General features: G+C 54.7%; 13 protein-coding genes. 5 read left to right on the top strand and 8 right to left on the bottom strand.

The window, feature by feature from the left end:
- Positions 1-48: 48 nt before the first annotated feature.
- From C5Y44_RS10485 to C5Y44_RS10465, 5 genes are read right to left on the bottom strand one after another with little or no spacing between them, the layout of a single operon-like run.
- Positions 49-3,285 carry an ATP-dependent helicase gene (locus tag C5Y44_RS10485; protein WP_105324882.1) on the bottom strand — a complete coding sequence of 1,079 codons (3,237 nt, stop codon included), beginning with the start codon at positions 3,283-3,285 and terminating at the stop codon, positions 49-51.
- The gene (locus C5Y44_RS10480; RefSeq protein WP_105324881.1) at positions 3,272-6,436 is read right to left on the bottom strand and encodes an ATP-dependent DNA helicase; all 3,165 of its coding nucleotides are present in this window, start codon (positions 6,434-6,436) and stop codon (positions 3,272-3,274) included. The genes C5Y44_RS10485 and C5Y44_RS10480 overlap by 14 nt, the downstream gene beginning before the upstream one ends.
- Positions 6,433-7,209 (bottom strand): hypothetical protein, encoded by a 777-nt coding sequence (locus C5Y44_RS10475; protein ID WP_105324880.1) that lies wholly within the window; start codon positions 7,207-7,209, stop codon positions 6,433-6,435. Before C5Y44_RS10475 ends, C5Y44_RS10480 begins: the two co-directional genes overlap by 4 nt.
- 12 nt (positions 7,210-7,221) lie before the next feature.
- Positions 7,222-8,166: a DUF3152 domain-containing protein gene (locus tag C5Y44_RS10470; protein ID WP_105324879.1), complete on the bottom strand. Its 945-nt coding sequence runs from the start codon at positions 8,164-8,166 to the stop codon at positions 7,222-7,224.
- Between the two features lie 21 nt (positions 8,167-8,187).
- Complete coding sequence (locus C5Y44_RS10465) at positions 8,188-8,412, bottom strand: DUF3107 domain-containing protein (protein ID WP_105324878.1); 225 nt, start codon at positions 8,410-8,412, stop codon at positions 8,188-8,190.
- Between the two features lie 103 nt (positions 8,413-8,515).
- Here C5Y44_RS10465 and C5Y44_RS10460 point away from each other — a divergent pair, with 103 nt between their 5' ends.
- Both C5Y44_RS10460 and C5Y44_RS10455 read left to right on the top strand, forming a co-directional pair.
- Positions 8,516-9,751, top strand: coding sequence for a DEAD/DEAH box helicase (locus C5Y44_RS10460; protein WP_105324937.1), 1,236 nt, complete (start codon positions 8,516-8,518; stop codon positions 9,749-9,751).
- Entirely contained in the window at positions 9,748-10,986 is a 1,239-nt protein-coding gene (locus C5Y44_RS10455; protein WP_105324877.1) for a hypothetical protein, read from the top strand. The genes C5Y44_RS10460 and C5Y44_RS10455 overlap by 4 nt, the downstream gene beginning before the upstream one ends.
- Here C5Y44_RS10455 and C5Y44_RS10450 read toward each other — a convergent pair.
- Positions 10,976-11,395, bottom strand: a complete 420-nt coding sequence (locus C5Y44_RS10450; RefSeq protein WP_233189954.1) for a hypothetical protein — start codon at positions 11,393-11,395, stop codon at positions 10,976-10,978. The two genes, C5Y44_RS10455 and C5Y44_RS10450, sit on opposite strands and share 11 nt — an antisense overlap.
- 483 nt (positions 11,396-11,878) lie before the next feature.
- Between C5Y44_RS10450 and C5Y44_RS10445 the strand changes: the two genes are divergently transcribed.
- Together C5Y44_RS10445 and C5Y44_RS13615 are read left to right on the top strand one after the other, a co-directional pair.
- Positions 11,879-12,139 carry a WhiB family transcriptional regulator gene (locus C5Y44_RS10445; RefSeq protein WP_066795645.1) on the top strand — a complete coding sequence of 87 codons (261 nt, stop codon included), beginning with the start codon at positions 11,879-11,881 and terminating at the stop codon, positions 12,137-12,139.
- 86 nt (positions 12,140-12,225) lie between these two features.
- The gene (locus tag C5Y44_RS13615; RefSeq protein ID WP_095066802.1) at positions 12,226-12,300 is read left to right on the top strand and encodes a 50S ribosomal protein bL37; all 75 of its coding nucleotides are present in this window, start codon (positions 12,226-12,228) and stop codon (positions 12,298-12,300) included.
- Between the two features lie 488 nt (positions 12,301-12,788).
- Here the strand turns inward: C5Y44_RS13615 and C5Y44_RS10435 are convergent, their stop codons facing one another.
- The gene (locus tag C5Y44_RS10435; RefSeq protein WP_066836820.1) at positions 12,789-13,391 is read right to left on the bottom strand and encodes a sigma-70 family RNA polymerase sigma factor; all 603 of its coding nucleotides are present in this window, start codon (positions 13,389-13,391) and stop codon (positions 12,789-12,791) included.
- Positions 13,392-13,409: 18 nt separating this feature from the next.
- Between C5Y44_RS10435 and ybaK the strand changes: the two genes are divergently transcribed.
- The gene (ybaK, locus tag C5Y44_RS10430; protein ID WP_105324875.1) at positions 13,410-13,883 is read left to right on the top strand and encodes a Cys-tRNA(Pro) deacylase; all 474 of its coding nucleotides are present in this window, start codon (positions 13,410-13,412) and stop codon (positions 13,881-13,883) included.
- Here the strand turns inward: ybaK and C5Y44_RS10425 are convergent.
- The gene (locus tag C5Y44_RS10425) at positions 13,866-14,522 is read right to left on the bottom strand and encodes an SOS response-associated peptidase (protein ID WP_105324874.1); all 657 of its coding nucleotides are present in this window, start codon (positions 14,520-14,522) and stop codon (positions 13,866-13,868) included. The two genes, ybaK and C5Y44_RS10425, sit on opposite strands and share 18 nt — an antisense overlap.
- Positions 14,523-14,526: the final 4 nt, after the last annotated feature.

Raw genomic sequence — 14,526 nt, 5'->3', positions numbered from 1 at the left:
GCCTTCCTTTCTGCGTGCGAGAAGCCATTAAGACTGATAAGCATATACCTACTTTGTGGCCACCGTTGAAAACAGCCGCGCAAGTGCATCACCGTCGGGAAGATTCCGCGGCTCAAAGGTAAAATTATCCGCCACATAGTGAAACCCAGCGCGAATCGGTTGGCCATCGGCAACAATTCGGCGCCACGCTTCACGGTAGATAGCCAGCTGCAACGCCGCATTGTCCATGTCGCGACCCTGTGGTGGCCGGCCAGTTTTCCAGTCCACCACAAACCAGGAGCCATCTTCTTCTTTAAAGACTGCATCCATACGGCCGTTGAGAATCTGCCCACCGGAGTTAAAACGAAATGGCGTCTCCACGGCATACGGTGTGCGATCCGCCCACGCCGATTCAAGGAATTTCTCCTTCAAAGCTTCAACATCAGCAATTGGCACTTCGCCGGTTCCTGGCAGTTCATCTTCTTCCAGCAAAGCTTCCATGCCAAAGCGTTCTTCCAGCCACGAGTGAAAGGCCGTACCGCGCTTGGCATAAGAATTTGGTTTAAAAGGCACAGGGCGGCGCCGCCGGCGCGCAAACTCCTCCGGGTCAGTGGACAAACTCACCACATCAGATGCCGTGAGCTCACTGGGCATGGTTACTTCAATCACCGGGGTGGTCAGCGCACGGTGTTCTTCAATCAGTGCGGTAGCATCGCTTTCCCATAGCCCAAATTCCTCACCGGATTGCGCCTTTGGCAGTTCCTGCTTAGCGGCATCGACAAGCAGCGCGCCCGCAAGTGCTTCTGGGGTCGGCTGCAAGAAGGGAAACTTCGCTGCATCCATCGCCGTATCAGCAGCCTCATCAGCAGGGTCTTCAGGGACATTCCATTCCACTACGAGGTCAGGGAATTTCTCCGCCAACATCTCGAGATAAACATACGGCCCCTTCTTCGATCCATGGCCAGCCTTGTAGCTATTGGTGCCACCGCCGGTGACGGTCAAGGACTTTTCCGTACGCGTCATGGCCACATAAAACAGCCGCGCGGATTCCTCCGCGTTGGCGTCTTTGTACTGCTTGTCCAAAGCCTTCGCGGCTTTGCCATAATCCGTGCGTGTTACCGGTTTCTCATCGCCATTTTTATCATACTGCGGCTCTGGTTCAATCACATCCTCATCAGAGGGAACCTGCTCGACCTTGGTGATGAAAGAATTCGCTTTGGCGCCATAGGTCGTCGAATCCGCATGCAGGACACAGACATGCTCCCATTCCAAGCCCTTGGACTTGTGCACGGTAAGCACCAGCACGCGGTCATCCACAGCCGGGACTTCACCGGGATCCAGACCATCTTCATGTTCACGCGCAAGGTCAAGGAAGTCCAGCAAGCCGCCGAGACTATCTCCTTGATAACCGGCAACAATATCGGCAAATTTATCCAGATGCGTTACACCACCAGCACGGTTTCGTGACAGCACTTCGGTGCGCAGATTGAAGATAGCTTCGATATCAGAAAATAGGTCAGCTAAGGATTTGCCCAAAGAATAGGTACGCAGGTGGCGCAGCTTTGACGCAAGCTTTTCGATGCGCCCTCGTCCCTCTTCGGTATAGCGCTCCGCCTCCCCCATATCGGCCACGGCATCAGCTAAACCCAACACCTGCTCAGGACGGTGTGTGGTGGCACTAGCTACTTGCTGGTGCAGCTGCGCGCGTAAGTGCTCCAGCGGGTCATCGCCAGGGGTGTACACGACGCGTTCATCCGATGCGCCTGTCATATTGTCTACGCGCTGGCGCAACGCCAAAATATCCGACATGCCCAGCCCACATAGCGGACCGGCCAAGATACGCAGTGCTGCAGCAGAGTCTTGCGGGCGCACCAGCATCGTTGCCAGTGCGACTAGGTCTTGTATCTCTGGTTCCCACAGAAGGCCACCTAGGCCAACGATTTCATAAGGCACGCCTTCTGCTTCCAAGTGGCGTGCGATCTCGGCTGCATGGCGGTTGGTGCGAACTAAGACAGCCGCGCTTAAAGGCTCTTTATTTTCTTGGGTTTTGTCATAGATTGCGCGCATATGACGCGCAACGAATTCGCGTTCTTTTTCTTGGCTTTCAAAATATCCCAGCTGCACATCGCCGTCGTCGGCGCCTGGGCGCGCGCTGAGCCTATCGACTGGCCGCGGATTAGCGCCGGCAAAGATGTCATCTGCAACAACGTTGGCTAAATCTAGCACGCGGGAAGGATTACGCCATGACACCGTCAGCTGATCTTGTGGCGCCGGCGTGGAATCGCTTACGGGAAAGTCCCGCACAAACTCGTTGAGGTTCTCGGTGGTCGCACCACGCCAGCCATAAATTGCCTGCATCGGGTCACCGACGGCAGTAACGGAAAGATTCGGGTGCGCAGATCCTCCAAAGAGGCTGCGCAATAACACACGCTGCGAGTGTGAGGTGTCCTGATATTCATCAAGCATGACCACGCGGTAGCGCTGGCGTTGAATCGCACCAATGCCTGGGTTTGCGGCAGCTACGCGCGCCGCAAAAGACATCTGCTCGCCGAAGCTGACTACACCTTGAACATGCTGTTCTGCTTGCACCGCAGCAACAAGCTCCAGATACTCCACGCGAATTCTTTGCACATCGAGAATCTTTTGTAATTCTTGAGAAAACTCCGGGCCACTCTTACGCGCTTTCGGCAGCTCCGTGGCATCGCTGAGCATAATCCGTGCATGCTCGCGGATATCTTCTTCACTCATGAGCACATTGCCCATGTTGTCCGCGAGCTTCAGCACGGTCTGCGCCACGGTTGCCACCGAGGTCTTCGTGGTCATCTCACCCTCGAAGTTGCTGACTATCTCATGGGCAATCGCGAAACGCTCAGCATCAGTAATCAGCCGCGCGCTGGGCTCAACCGGCAGGTACAAACCATATTCGCGCACCAATTCACCCGCATAAGAGTCATAGGTAGATACCTTCGGCGCAATGGACTCTAAAGACTTCGCTACCTCACTGCCTGGGGCAAATAATCCCGTATCGCGCAGTTGAATCAAGGATTTGCGGATGCGCTGTTCCAGCTGCTGTGCAGCCTTGCGAGTGAAAGTCAGGCCTAGTACTTGTTCGGGGCGCACCAATCCGTTCGCGACCAAAGACACCACGCGTGATGCCATGGTTTCGGTCTTTCCGGCGCCTGCGCCCGCAGTCACCAACTTCGGGCCGAGTCCACCAGCAATGACCTGAGCTTGTTCATCGGTCGGCGCAAACTTTTTGCCGACTGCCGCGGCAATATCCGCGGGAGAAAAATTAGGCGTTGACATCAGTAGTCACCTTTCCTTCGGCTTGCACCGGGCAAATGGGTTTCAGTGGGCAGCGATCACACTCAGAACTGATCCTGGCGGTTACCCGCGGGCCAGCTAATTCCTCCAGCAACGGCGGGAGCTGCGCTGCGAACTCTGCCAGCTCCTCATCTTCTTTGCGTGCCTGTTCTGCTGTGCCAATCTTCTTCGTATCCACACCCGGATATACCAAGGTCGCGCCATCGCGTTCTTCTCCCTGCTGCGAGGAAACTACCCGGGTGAAACCGTCAACCTGGCGCAGTTCACCGTGAGCAAGCACCAGTTGATAGGCCATTAGCTGCGGGTGCGCAGAAGTCTCTTCATCAGAGGGCTTATACGCGCCCGTCTTTAAGTCAATAACACGCAGGCCACCGTGCTCGCCATTCTCGCCGACGGCACGCTCCAGACGGTCCATATAACCGGTAATGCGCACCCCTGGCTCGGTTTCCACATCCACGCGCACTTCCACGTCCACGAGCTCTAGCACTCCGCGGGTTTCTTGAATCCACTGGTTGGTACGCAGCAATAACCGTTCAAACTCTTCACGCTCCTGCGCGCGTTTCCACGACGGCGAGGTCTGAACCTTCGAGAATGCCTCGACGGTTTCCCGGCGCGCTAGTTCCTCATCAGCTCCACGTCCCAGTGCTTCCATGTATGCGTGAGCCAGGTTGCCACGCACCAAGTGGTAAGTATCGCTGGTGTTATCTGCGGTATCTTTCAACATCGCGTTCAACGGGCATTTCAATAGTGCTTCGATGCGCGAGGGGCTCAGCCGGGGATTGTTATTTAAGGGCTTTTCTTCCGAGATCGTCTGGGTTGCCCACCACTGCTCAGGGTCAGCACCTGGCACACCGGCTTCGGCCAAACGTGCAAGTTGCCGGGCAGCTTGTGCGCGTGCCGCCTCAGTTGCTTGAGGGTTCCCGACCACCGTGCGCATCTGGGCAATAAATGACGACACCGATAACACGGATACTTGCAGCGGGTCGATTTCTTTGTCAGGTTCGTGTATCTCAACGGTCGCTGGCGGTTCTAACCCCATCTCCCGAGCAAACAATTGCTTACGGAACGTTTCTTGCCGTGCCAGTCGCTGCAACTGCTCCGGGATATTGCGAGCATGCCCTGCACGATTAGCGAATTCATCGATAAAGCGTGATGGTTCAGCGACTTCATCACCATCTGGATTATCAATTGCTACCAACAGCATGCGTGAAGTGTGCCGCGTGGTGGCAACGTGGAATAGACGGCGTTCTTCATGCAGGCGGTCTGCGATGTTATTAACGGGAATATTTGGATCGATGCCCAAATCCACTAGGTCAATGAGTTCTTCTTGGGCAAAGATAGTGCCGGTCTCCCCCAACGCTGGCCAGGCGCCTTCTTGGGCGCCAACGACGGCCACGGTGTTAAATTCTCTGCCGACCGCACCATGGGCAGTGAGAATGCTGACGGCATCCGGCACGGCCGTGCGCCTATCGCGTACTCCGGTGGGTAATACTTGCTCGGTGATGTGGTTGATAAAGGCACTAAGTTCTGCGCCGGGGCGGCGCTCTGAGTAGTCACCTGCGGCGTCAAAAAGGCTCATCATGGCATCTAAGTCACGGTCTGCTTGTGAACCTGTAGCGCCACCGCGCAGCGACGAGTTGCGCAGACGGTTAGCCAGCTCGGTCTTGTGCCAAATCGCCCACAGCACTTCTTCCGGCGAGCCATTGTGTTTAAGAACTTCGCGGCCGCTATTTAAGATGCCGATGATGCGCTCTAAGGTCGCGGTTTCATAGTTGTTGAGAACTTCTTGCAAAGACTCTTCGATTACTTCGCTCGCAAGAATCTCCCGCAACATATCCATACCGCGGGCTTCTGGGTTCCAGCGGCGCAACGCACGAATCAAGCGGCGCAAGCCAACTGGGTCAGCACCACCGATGGGCCCCGTTAAAAGTTCTTCTAAGTCTTTATTATCCAGTGGTTCCTCAAGCGCCCGCACGGCCAATAAAATCGCCGCAACGAGACGTTGTTCCGATAAGACGACATCGGTGGGATTGATGTGTACGGGCACGCCAGCGGCCAGCAGGGTGCGGCGAATCGGGCCTAAATCTCCCGAAGAGCGTACAATGCATGCGATGTCTTTCCATGCCACGCCGTCATCCAAGTGGCGGCGGCGAATAAAGTCCGCCAAAACGTCGCGTTGCGTGCGCTCTGAATCAACGATGCTCACACACGCTGGTTCGGGGTTACGCAGCGGCGTAGACAACTCGATCTGGTGCTGCGCTGGAAAGGTTTCTAAAAAGTCGGTTGTTGCACCGCGGAAAGCAAAAACCGCCTGGTTGGGATCACCGCCGACAACAACAAGCTTGGCGGTCTTTGCCAAACGCCGAATCAGCTCCCCGGAGGTGGGATCCAAAAGCTGTGCCTCATCCACCACGATGGTCTCCCACGGATGTGATTGCGTCAGGTGCTCGCGCAATAGCACTTGGGTAACCAGCTCTGCTGCAGAATAAGAGTGCATGCCGGATAGCGCCATGACTTGCTCATACTCACGCAAGAAATGCCCGGCTGCAGTCCACATGGGCTGGTTATGCTGATTGCCTAAGGCAATGAGCGAGTCAGGGGTTTGCTGCCTTTCGATGGCGCGCAATAAAAAGTCACGCAGTTGGCGGGCAAAGCCGACATAGCCCAAAGCGGGGCGAATCTCTGCTGGCCAATCGCCGGCATTATTTTCTACATGCCCTTCTAGCAGCTCGCGGATAACGGCGTCTTGCTCAGCACCAGTAATCAGACGAATTTCTTCGTCGCTATCTTGTCGCAGCAAAGCAAAGGCCAGTGAGTGTACCGAGCGCACAATGGCGGATTCGGAAATAAATTCTTGACCTTGCGACGCTGCCAAGCGTGTGGTGATATCTTCGCGCAGGCGCGAGCCAGATTCTTTCGATGCCGCAACCACCAGGATGCTATCGGGGTTTTGCCCTAGCTCAATCTGGTGCAGCACAGTATCTGCTAAAAAGCTGGTCAGGCCCGAGCCAGCGGTTCCTTTCACCACATAAGAACCCGCGGTGGGAAAGGAAAGATCCCAGGTGCGCGGGGTGATATTTTGTTCACGCGGGATTAAACGCGTGGCAAGATCGGTGCTTCCCTCAAGACTCATGCACCCATTGTCGCATTGACACGGGACAACAGATATTCTTCGACCCTTTCAATATGTGAACGGGTGTACGATTTCGACTCCGGGTGCAGGTTATTAACGTGCCTGCGATAGGCAATAGCACGCAAAAGCAGCTGGTCGATGCACGGAACATGCGCAAAGCGATCGCAAATACCGTCATCACACGCACCGGCGATGAGCCCATCAACAATAACTAGAGCCGCCGAGTAGCCCTTCGGCCGCGGTGCAGCCGTGGGAATAACGTCGACAATCGCAGGTGACTTAGAACCGGAATAAATAGTGGTGCCCAGCAAATCTGCATGGCCTATGACCACAGGGCGATTGGCGGGTAGTTCTTGATAGCCTTCGCCAGTTTCTTTCCAGGCAATTTCTTCAGCTTGTGCGAATACATCATCCCGCGCAAGCACCTGCTCGGACTGCTCCAGCATGACTTCATCCCAGCGCAAAGCAAGCGCTGCGGTTTCATCGACACGCTTGCTCAGCTCACCGGGCACATGCTGATTGGCTTTCCAACCGCCGACGACAAACCTGCCATCGGTCGCGCGCATGGGGCGCACCACACGTGCTCCGGGAATTTCTAACTTAAGACGAAGCTTGGCTGACCAAGCGGCGATATCGGTCGCGCGTGCAAAGACTACATCGCCCATGCGCCACCCATAATCCCAAGCCCCGGACATTTTCTCCGGTTGGCTCACGCTCGCGTTAAAAGCACTTAAAACCTGCTCAGAAGGCTGCGGAGATGCAATTTGTGCCATTAGTTTTCCTTCCTACTGGGTTTGCGGATAAGGCCACGGGTTTGGATTACACGTGACGTCTTCGTCAGGATAGACCTCTTCCGGAGACAACTTGAGCAACTCAGCATTATTCAGTGACAAAGTCTGCTGCATCATCACTGGCGCTAACTCTTTATCGCCACCGCAAGCCTGGTGCTCGGCATAGCCTATGGCATGGCCAAATTCGTGGTTAATCAAGTATTGGCGGTAATTACCCAAGTCGCCTTCAAAGGGAAGCGCACCGCGCACCCAGCGAGCTTCATTAAGCAAGACCGTCGATTCCCCAGTAATACGGGTATGGCAGGAAGTTTCCGTCTCTAATTCCGCACCGCATAGCTCCGCTGCAGTCGACAAAGACGTGAGCTGAATGCGGGTATCCGGGCGAGAGTCTGCCGGCACGTGGACAAATTTATAGCGATTGTCCTTTGTCCAGCCGCGTGGGTCTGCCAAGGTGGCATCGACCATCGTGGCAAAGGCAGTGTCTCCACCATAAGGGGTGGTATCAATTCCGTTTTCTACTTCCACGGAATAGCGGACGATAATTTCGCGTCCTTCCCCGACGTCTTGACCAGGGGTACCAACGGGGCGGAAGGTGCCATCGCCACCGTCGGAAAAAGCCCCACCGGCGGGAAGCGCATTGGTCACCGCTGCTACTGCAGCATCAACTTCTGCTGGATCCGGGCCGGTTTCTTCAGGCTCTTCTTCCGCAGCCTGCTGCGAAGTTTGCACCGAGGTGGCATCAGTAGCCGGCTGCAAATTGGCTGCCGGCTTATCCACCGCAATATCTACTAGGACCCAAACCGTCAACACCGCCAGAATTGGGATGGCAACAACTCGCCACCATCCAAATTCTTCAGCGAAATGCACAATTTTTTGGACAACAGGGTTGGCTTCTAGACGCTGTGACGCGCGGGAAAGATTGGGCCTAGAAGAATTCATGTGCCTTAGGTTACCGGGATCTTATACGCCGGCGAAACCAACCTGGCGCTGGCTGGTGCTACCCACCTCGACGTAGACAACGCGGTCGGTGCGCACGATGAACTTCTTGCCCTTTTCATCCTCGATTTCAACATTCGAGTCATTAGCAAGTGCCTCATTAATTTGCTGCAGGTAACCGTCCTGCTCACCTGCCACACGAATGACAAGCTCACGAGCAGTATCAGCGAAACCGAACTTAATATCCATAAAAATTTCTCCTATCTTTTTCACTTACTAGCCCCACTATAACCCCGACAGATAGTATCTAGGTGTGTCAGTTAACAACACTACTTCGCCGACCTTTGCGGCCATGGGTGTTGCAGCAGAGATCTGCGACGCGCTCGCGGCCCGAGGTATTACCCATACCTTTGCCATCCAAGAACTTACTTTGCCGATCGCATTATCCGGCACCGATTTGATCGGCCAAGCCCGCACCGGCATGGGTAAAACCTACGGTTTCGGGGTTCCTTTATTAGACCGCGTTTTTGATGCCGCTGACGTGCCTGAACTGGACGGATCGCCGCGCGGCTTAGTGGTTGTTCCAACCCGTGAATTGGCGGTCCAGGTGGCTAATGATTTAGCTATCGCTGCGGCCCAAATTCCCGTGCGCGTGGCAACGATTTTAGGTGGCCGCGACTTTGATGAACAACGGGCAACTTTGCGCGCTGGAGTCGACGTTGTCGTAGGCACCCCAGGGCGGTTGCTTGATCTCTATCAGCGCAAAGATTTACGCCTTGATAAAGTCTCCGTCTTAGTTCTCGATGAAGCCGATGAAATGCTGGATTTGGGCTTCATGCCCGATATCGAAAAGATTTTGGCGGCCTTGAGCGATTTTCCGCATCAAACCATGCTCTTTTCGGCCACGATGCCCGGCGCGATTGTGCGCCTAGCGCGGACTTTCATGACGCAGCCGGTGCATATTCGTGCTGATTCAGAATCATCTGCGCCCACCCACGCTTCGACGCGACAAGTAATTTTCCAAGCCCACCGCATGGATAAGCTGCCGGTGCTATCAAGAATCTTGCAAGTACCCGACCGCGGTCGCACGATTGTCTTTACGCGTACTAAGCGCACGGCGGCGCAAACTGCGCAGGAATTAGCTGACTTAGGTTTTCATGTTGGTGCAGTGCATGGAGATCTGCACCAGCAAGCACGTGAGAAAGCCCTGCAGGGATTCCGTGATGGCACAGTTCCAATCTTGGTAGCCACCGATGTGGCATCCCGCGGCATTGATGTTGAAGATGTCACTCACGTCATCAACTACCAGGTACCTGATGACGCCATGACTTATGTCCACCGCATTGGCCGCACCGGCCGCGCGGGTAATTTTGGAACCGCCATTACTTTGGTTGGCTTCGACGAGCTGCACAAGTGGCAGGCTATTGACTCGGAATTAGACCTGGGTCAGCCTGAACCGCCGCAGTGGTTTAGTACCTCAGAAGAATTCATCGACAAGCTAGATATCCCGGCTGAAGCTCAAGACGCTGTGGGACCTGCACGCAAAGTTGCTGGCGGAAGCGTTGGCGGTGGTGGTCGCCGCCGATGAAAGCCCCCATACTGCGCCGAACGCGCGCTGATTGGCTCACAGTTGGTGTTATCGCGGCGGTTACCGCTGCCGCGGTGGGACTAAGCGTTGCAAAATCGGATATTTCGCATGCGTCTTTAAACCCAGTGTCACCTCCTGGCGCTGAACACCAAGCAGAGCTTTTAAACTCTGTCCCCAACTCCTTGGAAGAAGCATTCCGGGTGCCACATGATGGTGCGCCTGGGGTGTATAAACCAGTGGTTTCTCAAGGTTTGCTCATTAGCAATGATGCGCACACTGTTACCGCAACTAATCCAGATGGTTCCACAGCATGGACCTATAGCCGCGATAACGTGGAGATTTGTTCTTTAGCCACGGCGTGGAATCGCGTGGTCATTACTTTCCGCAACGGCCGCGGCTGCGGTGATGTGGTCGCCATTGACGCCGCGACTGGCCACTATGCCCATACCCGCAGCGCGAATAACTCTGATGAAGTCATTGCGATCTCGTCTAATGACCGCGTGGGCACGGTATCTTCTGACCGCGTGGATTTATGGCGCTCTGATTTGGTGCGCACGGTCGAGTATGGCGATGTTGAAGCCAAGCAAGAACCCGATTTGCAACCGCATGAAGAATGCACGATTAACTCAGCACTCACGCGTACAGAACTGCTGGTCGTCTCCGAATCATGCCCCGGAAACAACCAAGTAGATCATTTGCGCTTTCAAACGACTACTCCGGAAGACTCCCGCGAGCCGGAATTAACGCAAGAAGTCACCATCGACGGTGATGGGGCACGTCTTGTTGCCGTTGGACAATCCGCCGCAGCAGTATATGTGCCAGGTGAAAGGCCCGCGATCATCTCCTATAACGATGAAGGCCAGGAAACCTCACGCACGGATGTCGCCCCCTCTGCAAAAATCCGTGACTCGGCATCGCCTTTTGCGGCTGCGACCGCTGATTTGCCACACCACATGACGTGGTTCGATGGCGAGCGTCTATATCTGTTTACCCCGACTGCCCTACGCGTTACGCAGGTTATTGAACAAGCCATTGGCACGGGAGTATCTGCTGGGGACAAGGCCTTAGTCCCCACCCGCGAAGGCATTGATGTTATCGATTGGACCACCGGTGATGTCCAACGCAGCATCCCCGTGGACCGCGAAGGTTATGCCGGCGATGTCTATCTCGCTATTGCTGATGGCAATATTGTGGAAGCCCGCGACGGCGAACTGGTGGCGTTAACTAGTAGTTAAGCGCGAACCATTCGCCGGAGCTTTTCACGCCAAAGATCAAAAATACGGTCAAAATGGCGGATACTAAGGTGACAATTCCCAAGAGGATGGATCCGCCAGTCATCATCTGGAAAGAGCTCGCGCCGAGGATGAATTCCACAAGCACGATGGCACCGCGTCCCCATCGCTTGCCGCGCGTCATCGCCCAGGATGAGGCGATGACAAATCCAAAGATGATGAAGATGAAGATGGCGGTTCCAGTGCCCACGTGCGAGGCAGTGCTTGTCGATGTCACCATCGAGTCATTTTCCGCCCCCGTAAAATCACGCACCATGAGAAATGCCCCAAAGACGATCGCTACTAACGACTGCAGCGAGGCTAGAATCGCCGCGTAGAGGATCGATGGCGGTGGGGTTGGCCCCTTTGTCACTTGCTTTTTATTCCTTTGGCTCACGCGCCACATCATACTTTGGTTTGGTGCGCGGTGGTTAACCAACATCCACCCCCTTCCCCACATGCGATTTGACGCACACCACGAAAGTACACTCACGTGTGTTTTCTAAAAACTGCAGGTTATCCGCCCGAGGGTTTAAGTAAGTCAACCCTAAGTTGGTTAATATTCTTAAGTCACCAGGGGCGATAAGCGTTAGGTTAGTCACAATTTGACCTTTACCCCTAGCCAACGGTAGGGAAACGTGCGATTATTTCCAAGTAGCAAAAACAACGAACTGTTTAACAGTTCCTAACTTTGGGTAAGCCCGGAGTTAACGCCAAGTAAATAGCGCGGTCGAGCGACGCGAACCTGATTCCCACTGACTCACCGCCTCTTGGCACAAACCACGAACACTTTTGCGTTGCCTGCGCGCAACGCGTGAAACCGCTGTCTTTTAAAAACTAGTTAGGAGCATTAACCATGGATTGGCGCCACGAAGCAGTATGCCGAGATGAAGACCCAGAACTGTTCTTCCCAGTAGGAAATTCCGGCCCTGCACTTTCCCAGATCGCAAAAGCAAAGCTTGTCTGCAACCGTTGCCCTGTTGCAACCCAGTGCATGAAGTGGGCCCTGGAATCCGGTCAGGACGCTGGTGTTTGGGGCGGACTGTCTGAAGAAGAGCGTCGCGCACTCAAGCGTCGCCGCAACCGCGGCCGCGGCCGCACCCGTATCTCCGCGTAAGAGATACCCACCCCAATTTATGTCCCGGCGTTCTTTGCCGCTAAAGTAAACAGAAGTTCATTTGACCTCAATATAAGGAGTATGCGATGAGCAAGCGTGGTCGTAAGCGTAAGGATCGCCGTAAGAAGTCCGCTAACCGCGGCAAGCGTCCTAACTCATAAGACAAGCCCTCAAAGACCCCGTCATTAATTTGACGGGGTCTTTGACGATCTGAAACAAGGTGGGTTTATATACCCGCAGAAAGAAACGCTAGCGCGAGAAAAAGAAATAGGCATGTAAAGCTTTCCACACGCCCCACTCCCCCGAGATATCTTTAGCACCTAGGCTTTAGGCACGCTAGGACGCAGCGCCAGCGCGGGTACTACGGCGAAGCAGGCCTAGCCCTGCCAATGCACCGTTGTTTGTGACATGTGAATTTGGTAACTGATCTTTTTCCGCAGCGTCTCTGGCGCATGCGTTGACTCGTCGCAGCCTTTAACAATCTGGCGAACGGTCTCTTCCGAGTCCAGGCGCGAGGAACAACACGAGCACTCCGAAATGCGAGCGCGAATCTCTTCAGCTCTTTGCTCAGAGGTGCAATTATCTAGAAGTTCGCAGCACAGTCGCTCTATTTCTTCGGAGCTGCACCGCGAGTGATCTTCTTTCGACATTAGTTGTCCTCCATATCCGGGTGTCCTATTCCAATTCCTTGTTCACGGGCTACATCCTTCAACGCCTTTCGCAGTAATTTTCTTCCCCTATGAAGCCGGCTCATCACGGTTCCCAAAGGAGTTTCCATTACGTCAGCGATTTCTTTGTAGGCTAAACCGACAACATCGGCGTAGTAGACCACCATCCGGTAGTCCTCCGGCAAGTCATTCATGGCCTCCGACACCGTCTGGTTCGGCATGGACTTCAAGGCCGCAACTTCCGCTGATTCGAGGCCCGTCGAGTCATGGCCGGAGGTGGTATAAAGCTGAAAATCTGTCAGCTCATCTGCAGAAGACTCCGTGGGGCGCCGCTTAGCTTTCCGGTAGGAGTTGATATAGGTATTGGTCATAATCCGGTACAACCAGGCTTTGAGGTTCGTTCCCTGTTTATAGGAGTCGAAAGCGTTGAAAGCCTTCAGGTAGGTTTCCTGAACCAGGTCCTCTGCATCCTGCGGATTCCTGGTCATGCGCAGGGCGCCACCGTAGAGCTGATCAAGCAGCGGGAGCGCTTGTTCCTCGAAAGAATCAGCCACTGGCGTCCTCCTTGTAGTATTGGCAGCCATCTTCACTATTCTAACCTCATGGCAAAAACTCCAGCGCTACAGGTAGTGGCAGATTCCGGTATCGACCACACCATCCATACTTTTGATGCCGGTTCCAGCAATTTTGGCGAGGATGCAGCCCATTCCATGGGTGGAGATCCCGCACGTATTTTCAAAACCCTGGTTATTGAATTATCCACCGGCAAGTTAGCCGTCTGCTGTATTCCGGTGCCAGAAAAGCTCAACCTCAAGCGCGCGGCGAAGGCTTTCGGCGTGCCCAAAGCAGCCATGGCGGAAACGGCGAAGGCGCAGCGCTCCACCGGCTATGTCCCCGGCGGTATCAGCCCGTTGGGGCAGAGAAAGAAGCTTGCTACGGCTATTGATTCCAGTGCGCAAGACCATGACACGATTTATGTCTCCGCGGGCCGCAGAGGGCTAGAGCTAGAGATTTCTCCCGCTTCGCTTGCAGCGCTTTGCGATGCCACCTTTAGCCAACTAACTTTGAGCAATTAACTCTGGATAATCATTTTTCACATTGCCCACTGCTTTATCCACCGGGCGTACGTCAAATAGCTCCCGCAGCTGCTTTGGCGTCGGCTGCAAAAGTTGCTCATCCATGTCCCCTGTAAGCCACGGGCGGATCTCTTCTTCGGTTAAAAAGCGTGGAAGTCGGTTATGCAGCCAATCCATGGGTTCTAGGGCTTCGGTGGTCACCATGGTGGCTGACAGTCGGTCTAGGCCGGTTGCCCATAGCCCTGCTACCCACATCAGCTCCCCGTCACTGCGGGTGACATAATGCGGGACTTTCTCATGCCACTCGTAATAACCGTTCATGGGAATCACACACCTGCCAGATCCATTTGTGCCTTTGTAGGCATCCCGAAACGAGGGCTTGGAGGCGACAGTTTCGCCGCGGGCATTAAACAGTGGTGGCCCCTCGAGGTCCTTTTTCCAGTGTGGCAAAAGCCCCCACCGCCCCGGATCTACTTGGGCTAGGGATTCTTGGACGCGGATGACGGGCACCATCATCGTCGGGGCAATATTGTATCTAGGTCCTGGCACCCCATCGGGGGCGTGGACTTCTTTAATTCCAGGCAGCTTTCCCACGTGGTCTAGGAGCTCGGAGGTGAATAAAACAAATCGTCCGCACATGGCT

This window comes from Corynebacterium sp. J010B-136, assembly GCF_002967075.1.
Taxonomy (GTDB): domain Bacteria; phylum Actinomycetota; class Actinomycetes; order Mycobacteriales; family Mycobacteriaceae; genus Corynebacterium.
The sequence above is the reverse complement of the archived record's forward strand: the minus strand, read 5'-3'. Positions and strand labels throughout refer to the sequence as shown.

Bases quoted from the DNA above. Each gene is read 5' to 3' on its own strand.
- C5Y44_RS10435 (WP_066836820.1), bottom strand. From the start codon at position 13,391: ATGGCTGCCAATACTACAAGGAGGACGCCAGTGGCTGATTCTTTCGAG.
- C5Y44_RS10475 (WP_105324880.1), bottom strand. From the start codon at position 7,209: ATGGCACAAATTGCATCTCCGCAGCCTTCTGAGCAGGTTTTAAGTGCT.
- C5Y44_RS10460 (WP_105324937.1), top strand. From the start codon at position 8,516: ATGGGTGTTGCAGCAGAGATCTGCGACGCGCTCGCGGCCCGAGGTATT.
- C5Y44_RS10465 (WP_105324878.1), bottom strand. From the start codon at position 8,412: ATGGATATTAAGTTCGGTTTCGCTGATACTGCTCGTGAGCTTGTCATT.
- C5Y44_RS10470 (WP_105324879.1), bottom strand. From the start codon at position 8,166: ATGAATTCTTCTAGGCCCAATCTTTCCCGCGCGTCACAGCGTCTAGAA.
- C5Y44_RS10455 (WP_105324877.1), top strand. From the start codon at position 9,748: ATGAAAGCCCCCATACTGCGCCGAACGCGCGCTGATTGGCTCACAGTT.
- ybaK (WP_105324875.1), top strand. From the start codon at position 13,410: ATGGCAAAAACTCCAGCGCTACAGGTAGTGGCAGATTCCGGTATCGAC.
- C5Y44_RS10445 (WP_066795645.1), top strand. From the start codon at position 11,879: ATGGATTGGCGCCACGAAGCAGTATGCCGAGATGAAGACCCAGAACTG.
- C5Y44_RS10485 (WP_105324882.1), bottom strand. From the start codon at position 3,285: ATGTCAACGCCTAATTTTTCTCCCGCGGATATTGCCGCGGCAGTCGGC.
- C5Y44_RS10425 (WP_105324874.1), bottom strand. From the start codon at position 14,522: ATGTGCGGACGATTTGTTTTATTCACCTCCGAGCTCCTAGACCACGTG.
- C5Y44_RS10480 (WP_105324881.1), bottom strand. From the start codon at position 6,436: ATGAGTCTTGAGGGAAGCACCGATCTTGCCACGCGTTTAATCCCGCGT.